Origin of the sequence: Calothrix sp. NIES-2098 (assembly GCF_963875125.1) — a bacterium.
GTDB lineage: Bacteria > Cyanobacteriota > Cyanobacteriia > Cyanobacteriales > Nostocaceae > Aulosira.
The window spans coordinates 2,927,486-2,950,536 of the sequence record NZ_CAWNKJ010000001.1; the positions used below are offsets into that span (position 1 = coordinate 2,927,486).

General features: G+C 41.6%; 23 protein-coding genes. 13 read left to right on the plus strand and 10 right to left on the minus strand.

Annotation, left to right across the window (positions count from 1 at the left end; all coding sequences use genetic code 11):
* Positions 1 to 112: 112 nt before the first annotated feature.
* Positions 113 to 2,563 (plus strand): ATP-dependent Clp protease ATP-binding subunit, encoded by a 2,451-nt coding sequence (locus tag AACU33_RS12330; protein ID WP_096588780.1) that lies wholly within the window; start codon positions 113 to 115, stop codon positions 2,561 to 2,563.
* Positions 2,564 to 2,712: 149 nt separating this feature from the next.
* Here AACU33_RS12330 and AACU33_RS12335 read toward each other — a convergent pair whose 3' ends face one another.
* Positions 2,713 to 3,864: a hypothetical protein gene (locus tag AACU33_RS12335; protein WP_339375951.1), complete on the minus strand. Its 1,152-nt coding sequence runs from the start codon at positions 3,862 to 3,864 to the stop codon at positions 2,713 to 2,715.
* 120 nt (positions 3,865 to 3,984) lie between these two features.
* Between AACU33_RS12335 and AACU33_RS12340 the strand changes: the two genes are divergently transcribed.
* Positions 3,985 to 4,200 carry a hypothetical protein gene (locus tag AACU33_RS12340; RefSeq protein WP_096588784.1) on the plus strand — a complete coding sequence of 72 codons (216 nt, stop codon included), beginning with the start codon at positions 3,985 to 3,987 and terminating at the stop codon, positions 4,198 to 4,200.
* A gap of 78 nt (positions 4,201 to 4,278) precedes the next feature.
* Here AACU33_RS12340 and AACU33_RS12345 read toward each other — a convergent pair whose 3' ends face one another.
* Positions 4,279 to 4,869, minus strand: a complete 591-nt coding sequence (locus AACU33_RS12345; protein ID WP_096588785.1) for a prolyl hydroxylase family protein — start codon at positions 4,867 to 4,869, stop codon at positions 4,279 to 4,281.
* A gap of 325 nt (positions 4,870 to 5,194) precedes the next feature.
* Complete coding sequence (locus AACU33_RS12350; RefSeq protein WP_096588787.1) at positions 5,195 to 7,183, minus strand: S8 family serine peptidase; 1,989 nt, start codon at positions 7,181 to 7,183, stop codon at positions 5,195 to 5,197.
* A gap of 263 nt (positions 7,184 to 7,446) precedes the next feature.
* Between AACU33_RS12350 and AACU33_RS12355 the strand changes: the two genes are divergently transcribed.
* Complete coding sequence (locus tag AACU33_RS12355; protein ID WP_096588789.1) at positions 7,447 to 7,992, plus strand: hypothetical protein; 546 nt, start codon at positions 7,447 to 7,449, stop codon at positions 7,990 to 7,992.
* 16 nt (positions 7,993 to 8,008) lie between these two features.
* On the opposite strand, the gene AACU33_RS12360 is transcribed toward AACU33_RS12355, so the two are convergent.
* The 5 genes from AACU33_RS12360 to AACU33_RS12380 all read right to left on the minus strand — a co-directional run bounded on the left by AACU33_RS12360 (position 8,009) and on the right by AACU33_RS12380 (position 11,131).
* A complete protein-coding gene (locus AACU33_RS12360; RefSeq protein WP_096588791.1) occupies positions 8,009 to 8,632 on the minus strand; it encodes a Uma2 family endonuclease in 624 nt (207 codons plus the stop codon).
* A gap of 136 nt (positions 8,633 to 8,768) precedes the next feature.
* Positions 8,769 to 9,320 (minus strand): peroxiredoxin, encoded by a 552-nt coding sequence (locus tag AACU33_RS12365; protein WP_096588793.1) that lies wholly within the window; start codon positions 9,318 to 9,320, stop codon positions 8,769 to 8,771.
* A 31-nt stretch (positions 9,321 to 9,351) separates the two neighbouring features.
* On the minus strand, positions 9,352 to 9,615 hold the full coding sequence (gene sipA, locus AACU33_RS12370) for a regulatory protein SipA (protein ID WP_096588795.1): 264 nt from the start codon (positions 9,613 to 9,615) through the stop codon (positions 9,352 to 9,354).
* A 73-nt stretch (positions 9,616 to 9,688) separates the two neighbouring features.
* Positions 9,689 to 10,210: a Coq4 family protein gene (locus AACU33_RS12375; protein WP_096588797.1), complete on the minus strand. Its 522-nt coding sequence runs from the start codon at positions 10,208 to 10,210 to the stop codon at positions 9,689 to 9,691.
* A gap of 393 nt (positions 10,211 to 10,603) precedes the next feature.
* Positions 10,604 to 11,131, minus strand: coding sequence for a Spy/CpxP family protein refolding chaperone (locus AACU33_RS12380; RefSeq protein WP_096588799.1), 528 nt, complete (start codon positions 11,129 to 11,131; stop codon positions 10,604 to 10,606).
* A gap of 305 nt (positions 11,132 to 11,436) precedes the next feature.
* Between AACU33_RS12380 and AACU33_RS12385 the strand changes: the two genes are divergently transcribed.
* From AACU33_RS12385 to AACU33_RS12395, 3 genes are read left to right on the plus strand one after another with little or no spacing between them, the layout of a single operon-like run.
* Entirely contained in the window at positions 11,437 to 12,645 is a 1,209-nt protein-coding gene (locus tag AACU33_RS12385) for a sensor histidine kinase (protein ID WP_096588801.1), read from the plus strand.
* Positions 12,642 to 13,304, plus strand: a complete 663-nt coding sequence (locus AACU33_RS12390) for a response regulator (protein ID WP_096588803.1) — start codon at positions 12,642 to 12,644, stop codon at positions 13,302 to 13,304. Before AACU33_RS12385 ends, AACU33_RS12390 begins: the two co-directional genes overlap by 4 nt.
* Before the next feature lie 39 nt (positions 13,305 to 13,343).
* Positions 13,344 to 13,691 carry a hypothetical protein gene (locus AACU33_RS12395; protein ID WP_339375952.1) on the plus strand — a complete coding sequence of 116 codons (348 nt, stop codon included), beginning with the start codon at positions 13,344 to 13,346 and terminating at the stop codon, positions 13,689 to 13,691.
* Positions 13,692 to 13,819: 128 nt separating this feature from the next.
* On the opposite strand, the gene AACU33_RS12400 is transcribed toward AACU33_RS12395, so the two are convergent.
* Complete coding sequence (locus AACU33_RS12400; RefSeq protein WP_096588807.1) at positions 13,820 to 14,245, minus strand: nucleoside deaminase; 426 nt, start codon at positions 14,243 to 14,245, stop codon at positions 13,820 to 13,822.
* A 90-nt stretch (positions 14,246 to 14,335) separates the two neighbouring features.
* On the opposite strand from AACU33_RS12400, the gene AACU33_RS12405 reads away from it, so the two are divergent.
* The 7 genes from AACU33_RS12405 (at position 14,336) to AACU33_RS12435 (ending at position 20,307) form a co-directional block, all read left to right on the plus strand.
* A complete protein-coding gene (locus AACU33_RS12405; protein WP_096588809.1) occupies positions 14,336 to 15,115 on the plus strand; it encodes an ion transporter in 780 nt (259 codons plus the stop codon).
* A 185-nt stretch (positions 15,116 to 15,300) separates the two neighbouring features.
* Entirely contained in the window at positions 15,301 to 16,254 is a 954-nt protein-coding gene (locus AACU33_RS12410; protein WP_096588811.1) for a TIGR04222 domain-containing membrane protein, read from the plus strand.
* 12 nt (positions 16,255 to 16,266) lie between these two features.
* Positions 16,267 to 17,322 carry a TIGR04222 domain-containing membrane protein gene (locus AACU33_RS12415; RefSeq protein ID WP_096588813.1) on the plus strand — a complete coding sequence of 352 codons (1,056 nt, stop codon included), beginning with the start codon at positions 16,267 to 16,269 and terminating at the stop codon, positions 17,320 to 17,322.
* Positions 17,323 to 17,325: 3 nt separating this feature from the next.
* A complete protein-coding gene (locus AACU33_RS12420) occupies positions 17,326 to 18,162 on the plus strand; it encodes a DUF692 domain-containing protein (RefSeq protein WP_096588815.1) in 837 nt (278 codons plus the stop codon).
* Entirely contained in the window at positions 18,153 to 18,713 is a 561-nt protein-coding gene (locus AACU33_RS12425; protein WP_096588817.1) for a hypothetical protein, read from the plus strand. The genes AACU33_RS12420 and AACU33_RS12425 overlap by 10 nt, the downstream gene beginning before the upstream one ends.
* Before the next feature lie 294 nt (positions 18,714 to 19,007).
* The gene (locus tag AACU33_RS12430) at positions 19,008 to 19,289 is read left to right on the plus strand and encodes a hypothetical protein (protein ID WP_096588819.1); all 282 of its coding nucleotides are present in this window, start codon (positions 19,008 to 19,010) and stop codon (positions 19,287 to 19,289) included.
* Entirely contained in the window at positions 19,228 to 20,307 is a 1,080-nt protein-coding gene (locus tag AACU33_RS12435; RefSeq protein ID WP_339375953.1) for a hypothetical protein, read from the plus strand. Before AACU33_RS12430 ends, AACU33_RS12435 begins: the two co-directional genes overlap by 62 nt.
* Before the next feature lie 86 nt (positions 20,308 to 20,393).
* On the opposite strand, the gene AACU33_RS12440 is transcribed toward AACU33_RS12435, so the two are convergent.
* Positions 20,394 to 23,024, minus strand: coding sequence for a CHAT domain-containing protein (locus tag AACU33_RS12440; RefSeq protein WP_339375954.1), 2,631 nt, complete (start codon positions 23,022 to 23,024; stop codon positions 20,394 to 20,396).
* Positions 23,025 to 23,051: the final 27 nt, after the last annotated feature.

The window sequence follows — 23,051 nt, forward strand, 5'->3', positions numbered from 1 at the left end:
TCATTCAACTTTAAATAAAGATACATTGTCATTAAGAAAATACATGAAACTTTAGATAAGGGTGAATTGTATCTCACCCAAAGTCCAAGCAGCAAGGGAGCAAGAACCCGCTATGTTTGAACACTTCACTTCCGAAGCAATTAAAGTAATTATGCTAGCTCAGGAGGAAGCGCGTCGTCTGGGACACAACTTTGTAGGAACAGAGCAAATTCTCCTGGGGCTGATGGGAGAAGGAACTGGGGTTGCTGCTAAGGTGCTGACCGATTTGGGCGTTACTCTTAAAGATGCTCGTCGCGAGGTCGAAAAAATTATTGGTAGGGGTTCTGGCTTTGTACCACCAGAAATTCCTTTTACTCCTAAAGTAAAAAGCCTGTTTGAGCAATCGTTTAAAGAAGCTCATGGCCTGGGGCACAATTACATTAATACAGAACACTTACTCTTAGGTTTAACCGAGGCGGGTGAAGGTGTAGCCGCCAAAGTACTGCAAAATCTCGGCGTTGACCTCAAGACAGTCCGCAGTGCGGTCATCCGTTATTTAGGTGAAAACGCTACTGTCTACGCTGCGGGTGGTAGTCAAAAACGCAACCAACCACTGAGTTTGGAAGAATTTGGCAGAAATCTTACCAAACTGGCGCAAGAAGGTAAGTTAGACCCGATTGTTGGTCGCGATAAAGAAATTGAACGTGCCATTCAAATTCTCGGACGCCGCACTAAAAACAATCCCGTATTGATTGGCGAACCTGGTGTTGGGAAAACCGCGATCGCCGAAGGTCTGGCGCAACGGATAATTAACCAAGATGTTCCGGAAGTTTTGCAAGACAAGCAAGTAATTAGCCTCGATATGGGCTTGCTAGTCGCAGGAACTCGCTTCCGAGGAGATTTTGAAGAACGCATCAAGAAAATCGTCGATGAAATTCGCTCCGTTGGCAATATCATCCTCGTAATTGATGAAATTCACACCTTAGTTGGTGCGGGGGGAACAGAAGGCGGCTTAGATGCAGCCAATATCCTCAAACCAGCCTTAGCCAGAGGCGAACTCCAGTGCGTCGGCGCAACAACCTTAGACGAGTATCGTCAGCACATCGAGCGCGATGCAGCCCTAGAACGGCGTTTCCAACCGATAATGGTAGGCGAACCCACAGTTCCAGAAACCATAGAGATTCTCTACGGCTTGCGGGGAGCATACGAGCAACATCATAAAGTGACAATTTCCGACGCTGCTGTTGTTGCAGCTGCGCAATTGTCCGACCGCTACATTAGCGATCGCTTTTTGCCAGATAAGGCCATAGACTTGATTGATGAAGCAGGTTCGCGCGTGCGTCTGCGCAATTCCCAGAATTCTCCTAACAAAGAATTGAAACAGGAATTGGTTGGTGTCACCAAATCCAAACAAGATGCTGTCAGACTCCAAGATTTTGACAAAGCCGGGAAACTGCGCGATCGCGAATTAGAATTGCAAGCAAAACTCAACGGTGATGCGGAAAATGGCACAGCCGCCAAAAATCCCATCGTTGATGAAGAAGACATCGCCCAAATTGTCGCTTCCTGGACTGGTGTCCCTGTCAACAAACTCACAGAATCCGAATCTGAGTTACTGTTGCATCTGGAAGACACGCTGCATCAACGACTCATCGGTCAAGAACAAGCAGTCACCGCTGTCTCTCGCGCCATTCGTCGCGCCAGAGTTGGCTTAAAGAACCCCAATCGCCCAATTGCTAGCTTTATCTTCTCCGGCCCCACTGGAGTTGGTAAGACAGAACTAGCAAAAGCACTAGCCGCTTACTTCTTCGGTTCCGAAGAAGCCATGATTCGCCTCGATATGTCCGAATACATGGAAAGCCACACCGTATCCAAGCTGATTGGTTCGCCTCCTGGTTACGTTGGCTACGACGAAGGCGGACAACTAACAGAAGCCGTGCGGCGCAAACCATACACAGTGCTGCTATTCGACGAAATCGAAAAAGCACACCCCGATGTATTCAATATGTTGCTGCAACTCTTGGATGATGGACATCTTACCGATGCTAAAGGTCGGAAAGTAGACTTCAAGAACACCTTGATTATCTTGACATCTAATATCGGTTCCAAGGTAATTGAAAAAGGTGGTGGTGGTTTAGGCTTCGATTTCGACAACCAAGCTGATGCTAGTTACAACCGCATCCGCAACTTGGTAAACGAAGAACTCAAAGCTTACTTCCGTCCAGAGTTCCTCAACCGTCTTGATGAAATTATCGTCTTCACTCAGCTTTCTAAGGATGAAGTCAAGCAAATTGCTGACATCCTCTTACGTGAAGTTGCTGGTCGCTTGACAGAGAAGGGAATTACCTTAGAAGTCACAGAACGCTTCAAAGAACGTGTAGTTCAAGAAGGTTACAACCCCAGCTACGGTGCTAGACCATTACGTCGTGCGATTATGCGCCTGTTAGAAGATTCTTTGGCTGAAGCCTTGCTATCCGGTCAAGTCGCTAGTGGAGACACAGCGATCGCGGATGTTGACGACGACGGTCAAGTGCAAATCCAAAAATCTGAGAAACGGGAGTTACTGTTAGCAAATGTTGGCTAATTTTATACCATGCCACTTTTGCGGTAACATATGAGAACCATTCCACATCCTGCCTGCTGTATAAGAGCAAGAGAGGAGTATCCTTGATAGAACTGAAGTGAAATGGTAATAGCTCTTTTAAACCCTGGTATTTCTACCAGGGATTTTTTTTAGGGAGTTGTTGAATGCGCAGGATGAAGTCGCTTTGTCAAAGCTTCTAACTCACCACCAGCAAGCAGCAATTCAATGACTTCACGACCATGCGAGATAAATCTATCAACTTGCTGTTCAAAGGTTATAGTACCTCGTAAAACCTCAGCTAGAGGTTTTCTTAAATGTAGAGGATGCCAACGATTAGGTTTTGTTGCTTCAAATCGGTGATCTTGAAAATCCCATGTACCGGAATTCTGCTTCAATCTTGAGCGCAATTTACTATATTCATCAGAGTGAAAAAAATCCCCTTCAACGGTCTTCCACTTATCTATAGCAAAATCTAGAATTAGACAAAAATCGGGGCCTAGATGTAAATTTGAAGGCTGCACGCAATGATCTAAAGCATCTAGAAGAACACCAATGAATATACCTGGAAACCAACCATCTAAAATATCTAACCCTAATCTTCCCCATTGATATTTTATTGGCATACAAGGGGTAGGCGCATCTTTTTTAAATCCAATTGTCTTTGATACCCAACGCCAATCTGCGTCAGCAGCACGTAAGGTTATGCTTTGCAAGTTAGGTTTTAGTGATTGAGCAGGTAAATAAGAAACTATACTTTCATACGAAACTGGTGCTGCTGGCCCTAAATTTTCCTCAACCAGCATATCCATAAAATCACGAACTAGACTATCGTCTAATTTTGTTTCTACCCAAGATTTCAAAAACTTATATATATCACTCCAAGTTAGAGCCAAGTCAGGATGATGTTCATGTTGCCGAGTTGATCCAGTAATTAGAATTAATTTATATCCTTGTGACCACTGTGTGTCTGTTCTTTCTGCATATTTACGATAATTATCTAGTTGTCCTGGTCTTAAGTATGACCATACCTTGTGTTCAAAGATAAAGGCAAACTTTCCAAAATCTGCCACCATATCTATCTGTCCACCAGGGAAGGTATGTTGTGTTTCCCACGTTGGTATTGTATGAGTTAAAGAAAGAGGTTCTGGTAATTTAGGATTGAGATAAATTACAAAATCACGAGCAAGCGCCTCTTTATTTCTCAGAAGCCAAGCAAAACCTTCAGTAATAAAATTCTCAATTGGATCGAGCTCTTGGCTTTTGGGATATTTACGTAGGGCGCTAAATAAGCTATCTGACAAGCTTCTATCCTCCGTAGCTTTAAAAGCCTTCAAGGTAGCATATAAACTTAGGTATTGTCCTTATGCGATCGCCCCACAAATGAGAGCATCTTAAAAGATTAAAAGAGGAAGAAGAAACACATGGGGAAAAGCCTGAGTGAAAAAATTCAAGAACAACCAATAGAAAGCCAAATAAAAATTGAGAACCGAGCTAAGGAATTAATAGCTGAAGAATTGAATAGACAAAAACTTAGACTACAGAAACAGCAACTTAAACTTAGAGCTAGGAAAAGAAAAGCTTTAAAGCCAAGAGGAGTAGTTATATTTGGAGAAAGGAAGGATAAAACTTTAATTTAGTAAAGCAATACAAAAATCAAAAATATGTCAATTTTTTATAATTAAAAAAATTGGCATATTTTTTTATACGTCTACAGTTCAATAGACTTTCGACAGTTGACGGTACATTACATCTGAGCGTAAAACGTACTTTCGTCCTTGGATTACAGGAGCGCCTTCATGTGCTAGTTCGTGGACAAAACACAAAGCCATACCTGTAACTGGAGCCACAGCGATAGTAAGTAAATGTTCGTAATATCGACGCGGAAGATGAAAACGGGTTTCACCACCTGCAAAACCTTCATTCAGGTAAATCATGAAAGTCAATAGACTTTCCTCGCCGTTAGGTCGCTGATAAGAACCATCATGATGAAGCGCAAACCTCTGGCCTGGGTCATAGCGATAAAAGCGAAAACGCTCATTTAACCCCGAAGCTTGCCATTGCCCAATATTATTAGGTATATATTTTGATACTCGCTGCCATAAATCAAAAGCTCGTTCTGGGTCATCTAAAATGACACGCTGATTATTACGGATGTCGGGACGTCTTTCAAAACCTCGGATGGTATTAATCGGAGCATCTGTATAACCAAGGTTTTCGGTTAAAGTAATATACTCAGCGCATTCTTCTGGTGAGAGAATGTTGTCTAATGTAAAAATTTCGTTGCCAAGCAAATTTTTCTTGGTCATGGTTGACTATAAGTGCATTTTTTGTGATGACGCATATTAACTTTCATAATTTCAATTTCAATCGCAATCTTTTCAACTACTTGGCATAATGTCCAGCAAATTACCCTGAATATGTCCGCCGCGAGTAGAAAATCGCAGAGTTATTGGGATTGCTTTCCTACGATCGCAATGACGGTTATTTGAACAGACATGATATCAAATTATGTTTGTGACACATCAAATATTTAGTAAGGAACAATGTTCGTTACCCATCTTGTGTATTCTTTTTTCAAATTGGGATGAGAAGGACTTTAGTCAAAAATTCAAAGACTAAAGTCCTTACTACTTAAAAGGCAATTTCAATAGTCAAACTGCGAATTTTACCTGTATCTCTTTTGGCTTTATCTGCTACTTCCAAAGTCCAATTGCCTTGGGGACTTTGACCTTTGAGGGTAGCTAAATCAGGGGTGTTGAGTTCATCATAGGTTTTTTTGATGTTGTCTGTGGCTCCACCTAGGCGATTATGGAGAATTATCGGTAATACGCCTGTTTCTGCGGGAGGGACGAGGGCGACAACTAAATCGCCAATGTAGGTATGCTCGATGTCTACTTCAACTTTGATAGATTTGATCGGATTGGTGTTGGCGATCGCTAAACTGAGTGTAGATGTCTGCAAATCACCAATCGGCACATCCTGCACGGCTTTGAAAATACCGACTGGTTCGGGTTGGGGGGGTAATGCTAGTTCTACAGCTTTTTTGGCATTGACACGACCGTAACCATAGGAGGGGCTGTGTCCGTTAGCATTATAATTACCGCCCGCTTCATCAATGCGATCGCACGAACGTTTAATGATATCTTTGACCTCATCCCAACGTAAATTCGGGTTACGGGAAAGAATCAAAGCCGCCACACCAGCTACCCCAGGACAGGCGCTAGAAGTACCGCCGAAACTATTAGTATAGTTACCTGCTAAATCCCCGCGTCTTGTATTACCGAAATTGTACCCGACTGCACCAGTGCGATCGGTTGTCCAAATGCCTGTGGTTTGGGAAGGATAGCCGTGATTGCTGGGGAAAGCACACCAGACAGCATTGCCAAAGTCGCTGTAGGCGCTTTTGGTGCCAAAGTCATTACAAGCTGCAACAGCAATGATTTTAGAATAGCTGGCGTAGCCATCATTATCGACACTTTCATTACCATTACCAGCAGCAAATAAAATCACACAACCCTTACCATTGCGCCCCTTATTAAAGGCGTAGTCCATCGCCAAGCGTGTAGAGTCAGGTAAAGGCACTTTCTGCTTGTGAAGGGGATCGTTGGGTTTGCGCCAATCTCCATCTTCTGGCCCCCAGCTACAAGAAATGACATCTGCACCGTTGTCCGCCGCCCACACAAAAGCGTCGGCTTCATCTTGCGACCCCAACGCGGAAACAAACCGAATTGGCATGAGTTTGGCTTTTGGTGCTACACCCGATGCGCCAAAGTTACCATTACCACAAGCAACTCCGGCACAAGCTGTACCATGATCGTCAGAGTCTCCTGGTCTGGGATTATTCGTTTTTAATGTCACATCTCTGGGAGTAACAATCTTGGCAGAGGAACGGAACTCTTCATGGTCAATATCCACACCATCATCAATAATGGCAATAGTCATTCCTGTCCCGTCGCTAAACTTCCAAGCTGCTTCTACATTGGCATGAGCATTAACAGTCTTACCATTAATTGTGGTTTCCTTGAGATGCCATTGTTGGGGGAAAACTTGACGTTTGCGCAGTTCCCTAACTAATTCAGGATGGCACAGTTCCACAGATTCTTCATTGAGTAGTCTTTCGGCTAGGTCAAAGACTGCTAAACCAGTATTGACAGGCGCACTCACAAAATAAGCATTGCGGGCATAGTCAAGTTGACGTTTGATGGTTAAATTGTAACGCTCTAAAATTGCCTCACAGGTGCTAGCTTCCGCTTCATCATCAAACTTGACGAATAAGTTTTCCGTGTAGACTACTGGCTGCATTGATTGAGGATCGACCAATACCCGCCCAGCAAATTGGATTTCCGGTTCCTGATTTAAAATTGCCCTAGCTTGGTCGCGTAAAGCACCATCTTGACTTGGTGCTTTCACTTGCAAAATTTCTACACCTGCTTGCCGGAATCGCGTTTTTAACTCAAATTGACTGAGTAGATCGCGGGCTTCGGGTGATACAGACGCTACTTCAAAAGGGCGATCGCTTACAAGCAGATTGCGATTTTCAGTACGAACTACAATGTGGCGATCGCTAATGACGAGTTCATACTGTTCACCGTTCTTACCACCATAGCGAACCTGAACCATAAATTAGTCTCCTGGTCTTAAGTTAAATCTCAGCCTTTGGCTCTTGTGTGCATATCTGGAAGGAGTCACCCGCAAGCCGCAGCAAAGAAGAATTTCGTATTCGCCACTAAATACAAACTAGACTTGGAGTTTTCCCGAATTTCAGTAATATTAGTTCAAAAATCTCAATAAATAGCAACTTGAGGAAACTTTCTACGGTCTAGAGGCGACAGGGCTGTAGTAAGGATTTTAGTCCACGAACAAATTATTAGAATTTAAATAAGATGATCGAGTTATTTCTTCAGGCTTATTCTCTACCCTTAATTGCTGAAGTGAGATTTCCATCAGACTACTTTAGTGAATATCCCCAACAAATTCGCATCGGCAAAGATGCACCTGTGTTGTACAGTCGTCAGTCTGGATACTACGCTGTACACTACAAGCAACCGAATGCGATTTCATCTACAGCAGCTTTAGTATTAAATGAGGGAAAAATTGCTGTTTTTGCTGGCGAACCAAAGTCAACAATTACAGATACAGTTAGCCCTGTTTATCAATTGCAAGGGGGTTCAGTTGCTGTTCCCACGGGTTTAGTATTGATTCGCTTTGCTCAAGATGTTGATGTAGAGTCACAAAAAGCTGCAATCGATCGCGCAGGTTATGAAGTTGAACTAATTTTGGCTCATGCTCCTCATGCGGCTTGGTTAAGGGCTAAATCAGGGAAGATGAGTGATGCTTTTCAAGGAATTACTCGATTAGAAGCACTACCAAATGTAGAGAATGTCGAACCGCAAATGCTCATGGAAAGGAGAAAGCGTTCAATTAATTAGTAATTAAAAACAGTTTTTACATATCGCGCTGAAGTAGTCCTGCTGCAAAGATTTGTTGTGCGGTTAGCTGCAAATTGGGAAAAATTGAGGAAACAAGCCGATCGTTGTTTTGAAATAAACGTTTTTGATACTCATCCTCTACAAGCGTACAAATTGTCATTGTGGGTTGTTTGGGTTTGCCAATATACTCTCTACCACCAATACCTAAATAATCCACAATCCAGTATTCAAGTACACCTAATAAGGCATAATCTTCAACTTTCCGGGCATAGTCATTTTGCCAGTTCGTACTCACAACTTCAGCAATCAGTCGAATTGAGTTTCCGGAGGTAATTACAGGTTCTTGCTGCCACAATGGTTCATTAACCAGTTGAGCTTGATCTAGCACAATCACATCAGGGCGAAAAGCTGTGTTGGTTCCCAATAATTTAATTAAACAGCGATGGGGAATAAAATAAGCTACATCTTGACGGTCAATTTCTACATTCAGTTTTCGCCCAATAAATGCCGATACTTGCTCATGAGGCCCTGTCGGTTCCATGTCGATTAATTCACCATCAATAAGTTCATAGCGATCGCTCTCGCCGTACTGAGTAATAAATTCATCAAAGGTTATAATTGTTGGGGCTGATTTAACCATTGTGATTGTTCCCGATCGTTGAGCGATGCCTACGCCAATTCCTAATTAATTTTATCAGCCTACACTCAGAGGAGTTTTGAAGAGGCGATCGCACTCAGGACTTCAGTCCTCACATCAAGAACTAAAGTCCTTACTGCTAGATGCGTTGTAACTCCTCAAGTCGCGCCAGTACTTCTGCGCTGTGAACATTAGGATTAACTTTCACAAAATTCTCGCGCAAAATCCCCTCTGGATCGATGATAAAACTGTGGCGCATAGACACAGCACCAATCCAAGAACCGTAAGCTTTACTAACTGCACCAGTTGTATCTGCCAAAAGCGGGAATTTTAGCCCCTCTGAATCACAAAATTCAGCGTGAGAATCAACATCATCAGCACTGACACCAATAATTTGCGTATTCTTTTCGATGTATTTGGGTAAGTCTTGCTGAAAACGACGCGCTTCTATGGTGCAACCAGAGGTAAAGTCTTTCGGGTAAAAATAAAGCACTACCCACTTACCACGCAATTCCGAGAGAGAAATTGTCCCGTTACCTGTATTGGTTGGTAAAGTAAACTCTGGTGCAGGTTGATTAATTGCTGGAAGTTTACCACCAAGTGCATTAGCCACCGGAGTAAAGTTTAGCCAACTGAGGATAGCAACACAGCTGGCAAATAATATGCTCAAAAAAGTGCGACGAGAAATCATGTACAGATGAGAATGATAACTTTACACAAGTTTACAATTCTTGGTCGCTATTTGGCTCTGACTCAGATTCGGGAGGGATATCTGTACTTTCAATGTATTGGCTATCGAGGAGAAAAGTTCCCTTGGTAAAGCGAATAGCCCAATATCCACCAGGACGACGGTCAATAACTGTACCTTCTTCGTCTAGGCGAATCACATCAGGAGGACGGAGCATAGGCATAGGTTCAGCAGTTTTGACGTAAGCTGGTAGCGCTACCACTCGGACTTTACTACCAATAGGAAATTCTTTAGACATTTTGATAAAACAAAGAGTTTTGAATTAACTCATAACTCAAAACTCCGACCTTTTGCTAGGGGCTACTCAATTTTTAATTCTGAGGTTTGGTTATACCAAACGATGCTTGTACATCAGTCAAAGGTAAGTGCCAAAGTAATTCTGGTTGCCAAGTATCTGGGTTTAAGTTGGAGTGAGATCCTCGTTGATAGGCTTGCCATAGTCTGTCCCAACTAAGCTGCTGTCCTTGTTTTTTGTAAATGATGCGTAACAGGCCTAGCCCCAGCAGCAAATTAATTAGTCGAAACTTAGCGCCTAAGAGAAAAGCCTGTACTTCTGCTTCCCCCATCAAGTCTGTACCATAACCTGTAACAACATGGATACCATCATGGAGTTGCTTGCGGCGAGGCCCTGTGGTGAAGGGTTTGAGGTTGTTTTGTGCCAAGAAGTCAGCCCAAGTTCTGCCAAAAGTCCCTAGAGGAAGCTGTTGTAATTTCTCTACGTAGACAATTTGAGGAACAGCTAGCCCTTGGGCTTCAGCTTGGCGATCGAGTAAATCTAACAGTTGTTGCAAGCGCGGAACGGGATTAAAAGCAGTGGTGGGGGATTGCATCATACTCTTGTGTTTAAAATATCGTAGATTAAGTAAGTCGATGTAAATAATCATCACTAGTTTGTAGTTGCGCTTTAGCGCTAAAGCGCAACTACGAGCCAAATATAGAAATTTTATTTTTCGTTACATAGTTCGGTTTTTTCTCACCAACTTACTTAAGTCAATCTCAATTTGGATTAGTTACTATTGTTATGAAAAATGACTGAACATATTTGCTCAGTCAGGTTTGGGTTTATAAATGTTTAATTACTCTATATTTAATAGAATAATAAGGTCAAGATTTTTAGTTAATTCATTGCTAAGAGATTCTCCAAGAATTAAAGGTAATAAAAATGCGGTAGACAGTGGTAATTGGGCTTTATTTATTTAGCAAAAGCTGCTCAACAATATGAGGTTTTAAGGTGTCGTTCCTTGGTTACGACGTTGTTCCCAGCGCGCACGTGCATTTTGACGAAGTTCCTGAAGTTTTGTCCGTTGTTCGGGAGTTAGTACTGCTTGAATCTTTTGTTGTGAAGACTGCATGATTTGCTTCATTTGAGTTTTTTGAGCGTCTGTTAAATTCAACGCTGCAAAACCACCTCTCTTAGGACGTTGACCAGGCTGTTGACCTGCTTGAGGCTGGCCTCTTTGTGCTTGACGTGCTTGGAATTGCGCTCTTATCTGGTCTTTTTGTTCTTGGGTTAGAACTCCTTCCATTTGGGTACGAGTATCACGGCGAATTGCTTCAATTTGGCTTTTTTGTGCATCCGTTAGCCCCAATTGTTGCCATATTGCGTTCTTTCGAGCTTTTGGTGTTTGGGTATTTTGCGCTTGTGCAACTAGTTTATTAGAAGAAAAGCTTGATTGCGCTTTGACTGCAAAGGGGGTAGCAGCTAAAGTTAAGGCGATCGCTCCAGCTACTAGTGATAATGCTTTAACTTTCATGAATGACCTCGTGTGTTGTTTCCTTGTTTTGATGTCACCATCATAAGAACTGATATTTATCAACTACATGAGGCGAAAGTCATGAATACACCCATGACTTTAGTCATTATTTGCTGATAGGTAATAATAATAGACATTTAATGTAAATTAAACTAGATTTATCAAATCGCTTATAAAGTAGATATTTTAATATTTCTTTGTAAATAAATTCAAATTATCTAAGTGGATGCGCGTAAATAAATATAACTACATCTAATTTTAATAGCTTGCATTAATCAAACTTCATTAATCTCAATTTAAATAACATGAAACGTCCGATTCAATTTCACAATCATCCTTTTCGATTTCTACTTTATTTAGAGTGGATATTACTAGCGATCGCCACAATAACGGCTGTCATGCCATATCCCTCACCGAAATTTTCTAGTCAGTTTCCAGAAGTAGCAACTGCCAGTTTAATTATTTTTGGATTGATGGGTTTGCGATTACCAACTGGCAATCAAATAACTAAGATTATATACACCACTATTGAAGTTTTATTAATTTTAGTAACTGGCTTTGTTGGTGGAAGAACTTCGAGACTATTTCCTTTTATCTATATAATTTTAGTAACTCGCAGTTGCTTAATTTTTAATTTACAAGGGCGATTAGTAGTTACATTTATCTCATTTATTTTATTTCAGCTAACATTGCAGCGGCGATTACATAATTTTCCCATATCACCACAAGCACAAGAGCGTTTTCAATTCTTTACCTTAAGCCTATCTCTATTATTTGGCTTAAGTTTAATTTTCGTATTATTGTTGATGAATACAGTATTATCTGAACGCCAAAGTCGTGAAGAATTAGCTATTGCTAACGAAAAACTGCGTCAATATGCTCTACGAATTGAAAATCAAGCAACCCTAGAAGAACGTAATCGCATCGCGCGGGAAATTCATGATTCGTTAGGACATTCGCTGACAGCATTAAATTTGCAGCTAGAAACAGCTTTAAAACTTTCACAATCTAACCCCAGTAAAGCGCAAAGTTTTTTAGTGAGGGCTAAAGAATTAGGTTCTAAAGCTTTGCAGGATATCCGACACTCTGTTTCTGCTATGCGTTCTCATCCCTTGCAAGATAAATCTCTGGAACAAGCAATTCAAGGACTATTAGAAGACTTTCAGCATACAAAAGGCTTTTCACCAATTTGCATAATCAATTTAGAAAACTCTCTACCCAATGAATTTAAAACTGCTATCTATCGAATTATTCAAGAGTCATTGACGAATATATCCAAGTATGCAGAAGCCACAGAAGTTAGAATAGAAATTGATAAAACTCCTAGAGGTTTACGGTTAACTATTCAAGATAACGGGAAAGGCTTTGATTTTAAACAAAATACTACAGGTTTTGGCTTGCAAAGTATGCGCGATCGCACTTTAGCACTTGGTGGAGTATTTAATATTATTAGCGCTCCTGGTGCTGGTTGTAAAATTACAGTTGATATTCCCCAAACGAGGTTAAATAAATGATTAAAGTATTGTTAGTAGATGACCAAAATTTAATTCGGCAAGGATTAAGAGCATTATTAGAATTAGAAGAAGATTTAGAAATAGTCGGAGAAGCAGAAAATGGTAAAATGGCACTCGATCTAATTGCGGAATTACATCCAAATGTAGTGCTAATGGATATTAGAATGCCGATTATGGATGGAGTAGCAGCTACTAGAGAAATTCAAAAGCGTTTTAGCAATATTAAAGTTTTAGTATTAACAACTTTTGATGATGATGAATATGTCAAAGCAGCCCTACAAAGTGGCGCAATGGGTTATTTACTCAAAGATACACCATCAGAAGAATTAGCTTTTGCTATCCGCGCTGTTGATAAAGGTTACACTCAACTGGGCCCGGGAATTGTCAAAAAACTGTTGACTCAGTTTCCTAGTTTAGAAGCAAATCAATCACCACCAATACCTCCTAGTTTGGCAGAACTTACTCCAAGAGAAAAAGAGGTTTTATGTTTAATTGCTCAAGGTGCTAGTAACCGAGAAATTGCCCAAAAACTCTATATTTCTGAGGGTACGGTAAAGAATCATGTTACTAATATGTTAAATCGCTTAAATTTACGCGATCGCACTCAAGCAGCAATTTTTGCTAATACATATTTATCATATTTAAATGTAGTTGAGTAATTATGAATTAAATTCTTAAACTTTATGCAAGAGGTAAATATGGATGAAACCGTAACTTTATATCGCCCTACTGGCCCAAAAGAATTAGAACTAGTTAAACAAAGCGGTTACACTAAATGGCCGCCGAGATTACCCGAACAACCAATTTTTTACCCAGTTACAAACGAGCAATATGCTAAAGAAATTGCTACTAAATGGAATGTTAGAGATAGTGGCGTAGGTTATGTGACACGCTTTGAAGTCAAAAAAGTATTCATGGATAAATATGAAATTCATCAAGTAGGCGCATCATATCATACAGAATGGTGGATTCCAGCTGAGGAGTTAGAAGAGTTAAACAATAACATTGTGAGACGCATCGAAGTCATTGGCGAATTTCGTAAGTAGTTTAGATTGGCTAACTTATACCAAGTTGCAATCAAATATAGTATTGTCATTGCGACCGTAGGGAAGCAATCTCATTAATTCTGATGTACTACAACAGACTGCAACTTAATATGAGAAACAAGCAATAGTTAATTAAATAATGCCAAACATTCATTTCTTAAAATCCCTTTGGTCACTTTGATATTTCTAAAGGACTTCGCAATCACCTCTTCACAAAAAATATCAATTTGTGACTGATTTATAGCAATCAAATCTTGAATTGAAACAGCATACACAATTTCTGAGATACCCGTCCAAACACAAGCAGTTGCACACATTGGACAAGGTTCGCCAGTTGTGTAGATAGTATAACCCTCCAAAGAAGGATTTTTAAGTTTAGCTGTTAAACTACGAATAACATTGATTTCCGCATGAGCAGATGGATCGTTATCTCGTCTTACAGTATTATGAGCTACGGCAACTACTTCGTTATCTTTCACAATTACTGCACCATAAGGCGCATCACCTTTTTTTGCCTCTACCAACGCTAGCTGCATAAAATATTCATGGTTCATAATAGTTAGAATGTAAAAAAGCTACTTGTTAAGAATATCTTATTTTGCCTATTATTTCTGCGAACTACTGAAAAATAGCTAGAGTTAATTATGTTACTTAGCAGAGAAAAAACCGAATTCTACTTAACAGATATAGAAACACCAGTAGGTCAAAGAATTAATTTAACTATTGCTGGACTGGTTTTGTTATCTTCAGGAATTTTTGTAGCTGAAACTTATAATATTCCTGATTTTGTCCGCTTTCAATTAAATCTTGTAGACACTGCAATTTTTATCATTTTTGCAGTTGAGTATGGATTGCGTTTGTGGAGTGCAGAAAATAAACTTAAGTATTTTTTGAGTATATATTCAATTATTGACTTAATAGCTATTTTACCATTTTTTCTGGGGGCAGTGGATCTCAGCTTTATTCGCTTGCTGAGATGGTTTCGGATTTTAAGGTTAATCAGATTTATCGACAAAAGATTTTTCTTTGGCAGTGTTAGTAGTGAAGATGGAGTAATATTTGCTCGGATATTATTTACATTATTTGCGATTATATTTGTTTATTCAGGCTTAATTTATCAAGTTGAGCATCCTGTCAATCCCCAAGTTTTCACAACTTTTTTGGATGCCTTATATTTTTCAATTGTCACGATGACAACTGTGGGTTTTGGTGATGTGACACCAGCTTCAGAATTAGGTCGTGGGCTAACAGTATTGATGATTTTGACAGGTATTGCACTAATTCCTTGGCAAGTGGGAGATTTAATTAAGCGATTGGTGAAAACTGCTAACCAAGTAGAAATAATTTGTTCGGGATGTGGTTTAGCTTTTCACGATGCAGATGCGGGATTTTGTAAAAGGTGTGGGGCGAAGTTACCTAAGTAATTCGTCCTTTGTCATTTGGAATAGAGTTTTACGTATTGTGGTACGTGTAGTATAATTGTAATGCAAATAGTTTCCGTAAACGTTGTAACTCATGCTGTAGAGATAGATTGTTCCTTTCAATTTGGGGAATTATTAAGTTTGAATTCTCTCAAAAGCAAGTGGTGTGCTGAACAGGAGTAAACTTTATGGATGCCTTGCTACATAATCCAATTGCAGATATGTACGGGCCGGATTTTCTACTGTTGTATGGCTGTATCATTATCTTGACACTGTTAGTTTGTGGTTGGCTCATACAAGATCCCACAAAAAACCAACCTTTACCCTTAATTCCCAGCGAACCAGATCCCTACGAAATTGCTTACTTGCGTTCGGGAACAGTAGAAGTGGTAAAGGTAGCAATTTTGAATTTAATTCAGAGAGGTTATTTACAACTTGCTGAACAATTAATTAGCCAAGCACCAAATCACAATAATCTGTCTGAGTTACAGCCTCTAGAACAGCAAGTTTTTTCTAGTTTTTCCTCGTCTCCAGCGCTAAAATCCATCAATTCAATAGCTGAGAAAGTAGAACCTTACTGTCAAATTTATGCAGAAGAGCTAGATAACGAGCAACTGCTATACGATCAAAAATGGCAAAAATCGAATATTCAAGTAGGCTTGATTGCGGCGACAATTATTTTTAGCCTGGGGGGTTATAAGCTACTCATCGCTTTAGGAAAGGGACGCCATAATGTCGGGTTTTTGATAGTTATGGGTGTCTTATCGATTATCGGTATTTTATGGTTTGTGAGCAAGCGATCGCGCTTAAGTTTGCGAGGTCAAGCTTATCTCCAACAACTCCAACAAACCTTTGCAGAGGCGAAAACCAAGGTCAAATTTAGCATCCCTTCTGCATTTGAATACAACTTGGTTGTAGCATTATTTGGCGTTGAGGCTTTAGCTGGCACTTCCTACGATTCATACTACAAAGTATTCTTTCCTCCAACATACTCTAGAACAAGTAGCCGACAAAGCAAATCGTCAAATGGTTCCTGTAGTAGTAGTTCTAGCTGTAGTTCTTGTAGTAGTGGGAGTTCTTGCAGCAGTGGTAGTTCCTGCGGTGGTGGCTGCGGTGGCTGCGGCGGTGGTTGTGGCGGTTAGGGAGAAAAAAATATGTCAAATCAACCAATTCCCAGTTCGCTAACAGAAGCGCCAAAAATTAAGTTACTAATTGCTACCGTGGCAATATTGGTAGTCGTGGCGATCGCTAAAATAGTTCCAGATATGCGAGGGACGGACTTTCTGTGGTTGTATGGTGCAGTTATCACCATCACACTGTTAGGATGTGCGTGGCTAGTACAAGACTCTACAAAAGACCAAACTTTACCTTTAATTCCGGCCGAACCAGATGCTTACGAGATTGCTTACTTGCGTTCCCAAGAAATGGGAGTTGCGAAGGTAGCAGTGATGGACTTAATCCAACGTGGTTATTTACAAATCGCTGAAGATTCTATCAAGCAAGCAGAAAATCATGGTGATGTATCTGCACTAACACCAATACAGCGCGAAGCATTTGATTGGTTTGCTGTCTCAACTCAAGTCAGATCGTCTGGATACTTGTTAGCCAGTAAGCTACAGCCGCACTGTGCAGTTTATCAACAGCAACTCCAAAATCAGCAACTTCTAAATTCTGAGCAAGTGAAATTTTGGAGACAAGGAATTGGCGGGATAGGAACGTTGATTATTGGCGGTTTGGGTAGTTTTAAGTTGGTAGTAGCTTCATTACATGGACGCCATAACGTAGGTTTTCTTATCGTAATGGGGTTTTTTTCATTACAGCTTCTATGGACTGTCTGCCGAACAAATCGTCTTAGCAGTCTGGGGGGAAATTACCTGAAACAACTGGAAACAACATTTGGGCAATTGAAACAGAAAATCAAAGCTGATATTCCTGAAGGAACATTCGCGCAGTTAAAACAAAAAGTAGAAATTGGTATTCCTTCGTCGTTGGAATACAACTTGGTTGTGGCACTCTATGGCTTTGAAGTACTGACAGGGACGCGCTACGACCGATATCAAAATATCTTCTCACCTGTTATGAATACTGCCAGTTGGCAAAGTAATGGTAGCAGCGGTGGGTGTGGAGTTGGTGGTTGTGGAGGTGGTGGCTGCGGTGGTGATGGTGGTGGCTGCGGCGGTTGCGGTGGTTGTGGCGGTGGTGGGGATTAAGAAATGATATTATCCCATCTCCCGACTTTAGGTGTAGGGTTAGGTTTTCGCGAACCATTTAAAAGCGATTTATTTCTCAACCGTCAGCAAGTAGATTTTCTGGAAATTGTTTGCGAACATTATCTAGATGCACCTTGGCAAAAACAGCAGGAATTAGAAGTACTTGCGGCGCATTTCCCGATAATTCCCCATGCTATTAATCTGTCGTTAGGTAGTGCTGAAGGTTTGGATCGAGATTATTTAAAAAAGCTAGCAGCGCTAATTAAACAGCTTAATCCCCCTTGGTGGAGCGAGCATATCTGCTTTACCAAAGCTGGTGGTGTTGATATCGGACATTTGTCACCGCTACCTTATACCCAGGAAGCTGTGGAAGTTGTTTGTCGCAATATAGCTGAGGTGCGTCGCTGGATTGATGTGCCATTGATTTTGGAAAATATCACTTATATGGTGACGCTACCCGGTGCTGAGATGACAGAGGCGCAGTTTTTGGCAGAAATAGTAGAACGTGCTGATTGTGGGTTGCTATTGGATGTGACAAACCTACATACAAATTCTGTGAATCATGGCTACAACGTGCAGGAATTTCTCCAACAATTACCTATAGAACGTGTGGTACAGTTGCATTTCGTTGGCGGACATTGGCATGATGGTGTATTGATTGACAGCCATTCCCAGTCAACACCAGCCGAGGTTTGGCAACTCATGGATGAAGTGTTAGCCAAGGTTGCAGTTAAAGGGATTGTTTTAGAAAGAGATGAAAACTTGCCACTGTTTGCAGAATTGCTAGGAGAACTGCAACAAGCAAGGCAAATCGGCAGGAGTCATCATAGATGGGGTTAGCACAAACACAACAAGTTTTAGCCCAACTTTACACCAATAGTGAATTGAGACAGCGTTTCTTTGCTAACCCGCAAATCGTTGGCGCAGAGTTGGGGTTGAGTGATGAAGAGACACAGCAGTTATCGCAAATCTCTGCACAGCAGGTAAATATTTTTGCGAATTCTCTCAAGTGGAAGCGGTTGGGAGAAGTGCGCGAACTACTACCACGAACTGCACGGGTGTTGGGTAAAAACTTCAACGATCTATTTTGGCGATATGCAGAAACCCATTTACCACAGGGTGTCAAGAAACATCGAGAAGATGCGATCGCATTTGCTAACTTCATCCAACAACAAGAGATTGACCCAGCCTGGGTAAAGGATTTGGTACGCTACGAAAAAATGTGGCTATTGGCTTATGAATCTCATCGTTACTTGCAGGTGTGCTGGTTTCATTATCCCATTGACAAATTAGGGACTAACCAAGAAATTCATCGCCAATTAACTTTAGCAATTTGGTGGCGTTTAAAAGAGCGATCGCCACTACATCATATCGTGTTACCCAATTCCTAAATCTCACAAGATTATCAAATTTCTACACAAGGCTGGGACAAAAAGTCATATGATGTCCGGCAAATTACCCCTAATATGTCATTGCGAGTGAAACGCAGTGGAACGACGCAATCGCGGGGTTTTTGAGATTGCTTCCCTCCGGTCGCAATGACGTCGGTTTGAACGGACATGATATCAGCAATATTTTCTCATCTCCCCTACTTCTCCCCGATTGTTTATTACTTTACTAAATATCAACTTGATTAAAGCCATTGAGAAATGGTTTTAACTCAACTCTCCAATAGGAAAAAGTATATGAACTATAAAACCAGTTTGTTACCCGCAGTGATGTTGTCTGTTGCGGCTATTAATACTCTTACTGTAGCAGCGTCGGCCAATGCCGCTTCAGCAACTAACGGAGAACAAGCAGTTCCTGCTGTTTTAAGCGTCCGTCCGCCCTCTGAGTATCCCGTACCAGAAAGACTTACCCAATACACGCATACCATTGCTGATGCTACCAATCTCTCTATGAGAAATGAGCATTGTGCCACCATCTCAGGTAGTGATAGCGGATGGGATGACAGTGACTGCTTCTAATCATCAACCTCATATAGCCATTGCGACGGTTGAGGAAGATTTTCATGCCTATGCCATTCGGAAAACCTTGCAAGACCGTCACCAAGTCAAATGCGACATCATCGAAACTGACCGATTAGCGGATAGTGGTAAACTCACTTGGTCGTCAACAGCAGCTTATGCACCAATTCTCCCCACCTTGGGCGGACAAGGATTAAATGTGCAGGAGTTAGATGTAATTTGGTGGCGGCGACCTAGTGGGAATTCGTGGAAAAAATCTCACCAATCTCAACTACCGCCTGATGTAGTGGATGAGGCAGCCATAGATGTCATTTTGAATGATTGTATGGCAAGTTTCACTGGCATCATGCTCAACGAATTTCGGGGCGTATGGATTAATCATCCTGATGCTAGCCGCAAAGCAGAAAACAAACTGTCGCAATTACGAGCAGCACTGCAAGCGGGCTTACGCGTTCCCAAAACTTTGGTGAGTCAAGACCCGGAGATTATCCGCGATTTCTGTAAGGCTTTGAATAACCAAGCGATTGTCAAGACAGTCGCGGGTACAACTAAAGCCCCATTAACCACTCACCAGGTCAACGATGCTCTGTTATCCTCCGATCGCACATTACGATTATCGCCAGCGATTTATCAGGAAATGATTTCTGGTACTCGTCATCTGCGAGTGAATGCGTTTGGCGATCGCTTTTATGCAGCTTTAATCACTTGCGATCGCTTGGATTGGCGCGTTCATCTGGATGAGGTAGTTGTCGAACCCTATCAACTGCCAAGGGAAACTGAGACTGGCTTGCGTAAATTCATGAATATCATGGGGCTACGCATGGGTATCTTTGATTTGAAATTGGATGATAACGGCGAACCTATTTGGTTAGAAGTCAATCCCCAAGGTCAGTTTTTATTTGTCGAAGGACTTTCTGATATGAAGTTGGCAGATGCATTTGCCGATTTCTTATTTGAAGAAGCGACAAGTCACGCATCAGAATTGAAAACTCCCGAATCAAATAAGCTACATATTTAGCTTGGAATTCTAAGTTTTGAAATTTCCACCTTACCCAAAATTACTTTGAGTAGGGTGGGTTTTCATTACTAATGAATTGGTATTGCCTAAGTCCAATTTCCTAGTAATACATAGGGTGCCCAGTAATATGGTGTTTGATATTCTTGGCTCTTTAAAATGGCAAGTTGGGCGCGTCTTAACGCTTCTGCTTTGGTAATTCCAGTACGATTGGCTTGCACTAATTGGTCATAAAATAGGCTCATGAGAGTTGCAGAGGCTTCATCGTTGACACGCCACAGAGTTGCTATTGTACTTCTAGCACCAGAACGTACTGCTACGCCTGCTAATCCCAAAGCGGAACGATTATCGCCTGCTGCTGTTTCGCAAGCACTCAATACCAGAAGTTCGAGGGAATTGTCTCGTGAGATTTCGACTGTTCTTAAAACGCCACTGAGTTCGTTAACTTTAATCTTGCCGTCCCAGGTAAGAATAAATGTGTCATCTGCTTGGGAACTAAATTGTCCGTGGGTTGCTAAATGAACAATCGGGTAGGAAACAGCAGAAATTTTATTTTGAAAGGCGGAATTTGTAAATTTCTGGTTAACTAGAACTTCCGAGGGTAGTTCCGATTCGATTTTTTCTACTTCTTTCTCGACATTGGGTAGAGCCTCAAACCCCAAACGAGCTTTACTCAGCCCACCGACTAAGGCTCCTAAGCGTTCTTGTTTGAGCGATCGCGGTGCTAATAATTGTAATCCGGGTGTGAGGGCAATGCTGTATTTTTCCACAAGGAATTCTTTACCATCATGCAGCGCCGCCATTGGGACGTTCCGCAAAACCCCATCTAATACAAATACCAATGTTTCTACTTGACTCGCTGCTAAGTCCTCTGCTTCTGGACGAACTATTAAATTATACATTTGCTGCAATTTCGGCAGCGTTATATCCAAGCTAGTTGGTTGCTTCATTCCATCCCCTAGTTGGGATGCTAGCTTATCGATTTTTTCGTTGCTAACAGCTGTTTTATAGTAACGAAAATCACGGTCATCTTGGGCTTTATTTTGGGAGTTTGGTAAGCTGGCAATAATCGCTATTTGATTTTCCAAAATAATTGGATAAATGACTGCGGCTTTGGGATCTACCTTGTCTACTAACGCCGGGTTTCCGTTGAGACAAGCTTCTCGAAAGAAGTTATCTAGTTCGACTAATTGCAAGCCTTCAATCACATCTCGCGCTGTCTTCAAATTATCTTTTTGATTTGACTCTACTAACAAGCCAACGAGTTGACGATGAATTGGTTCAACAGCTTCGCGGAAGGAAAATTGCACGTCAGGACTAGCTGCGGCTAAGTCGGCGCGGAGAGATTTAATTGTACCGACTGCTTCCTTATAAGCTGCGATCGCACTATCATTTTTACCTTGGGCTTTCATCACCCTACCTAACTGCCATTGCCAACGATAGGCAATATCCCCTGCATTGATTTGTTGCCCTAATTGCAGCGCTTGTTGAGTTAACTTTTCCGCCTCAGACCACTGTTGTGTTTGTTCGTAAACGTTACCTAGGCTACCCAGTGCATCAGCTTGTAACCGTGTATCTCCCAAATCCTTCGCTTGTTGAACTGCCACAGCCAGCATTTGAGCCACATCTCGCCACGAAGCTGTATCTGGAGACTGCTTTTGCATCTGTATCAATGTTTGCCCCAAATTTACCCGTGATGCGATCGCACTCCGACTGGGTGGTAATGTCGCAATTTCTTGTTGCAGCTGGGGTAATAAAGTTTTTGCCGCATCGAGTTGATTAGTCTCCACCAGCAAACTGAGTTGATTGACTCGTGCTTGCATCCTTAAATCTGGTGATGCAGAAGCAGCAGCTTGTTGATAGAAATTGATTGCAGCTTGAGGATCGATCGGAGTCTTGCTACCTTTATTTAAACTCAATTGAGCGCGGACAAGATTACCGAGGCTAAGTTGAGTTAAGGTAACGACCTCAGGTAATTTTAATTCATTAGCGATCGCCAAACTGCGCTCTAAAATTAAATTTGCTGCCCCCAGATTACCCACAACCCGCAAAGACTCGCCCAAAGTCCGCAAAGCTACAGCCGTTTCTGGTGTCGCAGCAACTTTATCGACAAGAGACTTGAGTTGTTCGGTATTAGTAGTAGAAACCTGCGGTAACTTTAGCGCCGATTCTAATAGAGAAATTGCCTTGCGATAAAGACCCAAATTTTGTAAAGCTTGCGCTTGATTCGTTTGACTCGTCAGTGCCTTACTCGGTTTATTTAACTGAGTATATATAGATGTAGCACCTTCCCAAGATTTCAGCGCCGCCTCCGCCTGTCCCCGTGCTAACTGTAATCCGCCTTGAATATCCAAAGCTTGCGCCAGTGCCAATAACTTATCCGGCTTAGTCTCCTTGATTGCCTGTAAAAGCTCAACACTTTCCGTAATTACACGGCTAGCATCATCCCACCGTCCCAACTGTTGATAACAAAGCGACAGATTACTCAAACTCAACGCTTGACGAATCGGGTCTTTAGCAACTTTATAAGCTTGAGCCGCTTGTTGAAATAACTGCGCCGCCTGTGCAAACTCACCCTTAGCGTATGATACTCGCGCCTGCTGCTCAACAGGTACGCTAGGGACTTGAGCAACATTTGTCACTTGCGCCAACCCAGGCGATGTCATGCATAATAAAGCACTCATCACCATCAACATCACAAACTTTTGCAACCTCTTCATACTCCTCTCTGCGCCTCTGCGTGATAT

What these genes read in the sequence shown, in the direction of transcription:
- AACU33_RS12330 (WP_096588780.1), top strand. Translation starts at nt 113, where the DNA reads ATGTTTGAACACTTCACTTCCGAAGCAATTAAAGTAATTATGCTAGCT.
- AACU33_RS12340 (WP_096588784.1), top strand. Translation starts at nt 3,985, where the DNA reads ATGGGGAAAAGCCTGAGTGAAAAAATTCAAGAACAACCAATAGAAAGC.
- AACU33_RS12345 (WP_096588785.1), bottom strand. Translation starts at nt 4,869, where the DNA reads ATGACCAAGAAAAATTTGCTTGGCAACGAAATTTTTACATTAGACAAC.
- AACU33_RS12350 (WP_096588787.1), bottom strand. Translation starts at nt 7,183, where the DNA reads ATGGTTCAGGTTCGCTATGGTGGTAAGAACGGTGAACAGTATGAACTC.
- AACU33_RS12355 (WP_096588789.1), top strand. Translation starts at nt 7,447, where the DNA reads ATGATCGAGTTATTTCTTCAGGCTTATTCTCTACCCTTAATTGCTGAA.
- AACU33_RS12360 (WP_096588791.1), bottom strand. Translation starts at nt 8,632, where the DNA reads ATGGTTAAATCAGCCCCAACAATTATAACCTTTGATGAATTTATTACT.
- AACU33_RS12365 (WP_096588793.1), bottom strand. Translation starts at nt 9,320, where the DNA reads ATGATTTCTCGTCGCACTTTTTTGAGCATATTATTTGCCAGCTGTGTT.
- sipA (WP_096588795.1), bottom strand. Translation starts at nt 9,615, where the DNA reads ATGTCTAAAGAATTTCCTATTGGTAGTAAAGTCCGAGTGGTAGCGCTA.
- AACU33_RS12375 (WP_096588797.1), bottom strand. Translation starts at nt 10,210, where the DNA reads ATGATGCAATCCCCCACCACTGCTTTTAATCCCGTTCCGCGCTTGCAA.
- AACU33_RS12380 (WP_096588799.1), bottom strand. Translation starts at nt 11,131, where the DNA reads ATGAAAGTTAAAGCATTATCACTAGTAGCTGGAGCGATCGCCTTAACT.
- AACU33_RS12385 (WP_096588801.1), top strand. Translation starts at nt 11,437, where the DNA reads ATGAAACGTCCGATTCAATTTCACAATCATCCTTTTCGATTTCTACTT.
- AACU33_RS12390 (WP_096588803.1), top strand. Translation starts at nt 12,642, where the DNA reads ATGATTAAAGTATTGTTAGTAGATGACCAAAATTTAATTCGGCAAGGA.
- AACU33_RS12395 (WP_339375952.1), top strand. Translation starts at nt 13,344, where the DNA reads ATGGATGAAACCGTAACTTTATATCGCCCTACTGGCCCAAAAGAATTA.
- AACU33_RS12400 (WP_096588807.1), bottom strand. Translation starts at nt 14,245, where the DNA reads ATGAACCATGAATATTTTATGCAGCTAGCGTTGGTAGAGGCAAAAAAA.
- AACU33_RS12405 (WP_096588809.1), top strand. Translation starts at nt 14,336, where the DNA reads ATGTTACTTAGCAGAGAAAAAACCGAATTCTACTTAACAGATATAGAA.
- AACU33_RS12410 (WP_096588811.1), top strand. Translation starts at nt 15,301, where the DNA reads ATGGATGCCTTGCTACATAATCCAATTGCAGATATGTACGGGCCGGAT.
- AACU33_RS12415 (WP_096588813.1), top strand. Translation starts at nt 16,267, where the DNA reads ATGTCAAATCAACCAATTCCCAGTTCGCTAACAGAAGCGCCAAAAATT.
- AACU33_RS12420 (WP_096588815.1), top strand. Translation starts at nt 17,326, where the DNA reads ATGATATTATCCCATCTCCCGACTTTAGGTGTAGGGTTAGGTTTTCGC.
- AACU33_RS12425 (WP_096588817.1), top strand. Translation starts at nt 18,153, where the DNA reads ATGGGGTTAGCACAAACACAACAAGTTTTAGCCCAACTTTACACCAAT.
- AACU33_RS12430 (WP_096588819.1), top strand. Translation starts at nt 19,008, where the DNA reads ATGAACTATAAAACCAGTTTGTTACCCGCAGTGATGTTGTCTGTTGCG.
- AACU33_RS12435 (WP_339375953.1), top strand. Translation starts at nt 19,228, where the DNA reads ATGAGCATTGTGCCACCATCTCAGGTAGTGATAGCGGATGGGATGACA.
- AACU33_RS12440 (WP_339375954.1), bottom strand. Translation starts at nt 23,024, where the DNA reads ATGAAGAGGTTGCAAAAGTTTGTGATGTTGATGGTGATGAGTGCTTTA.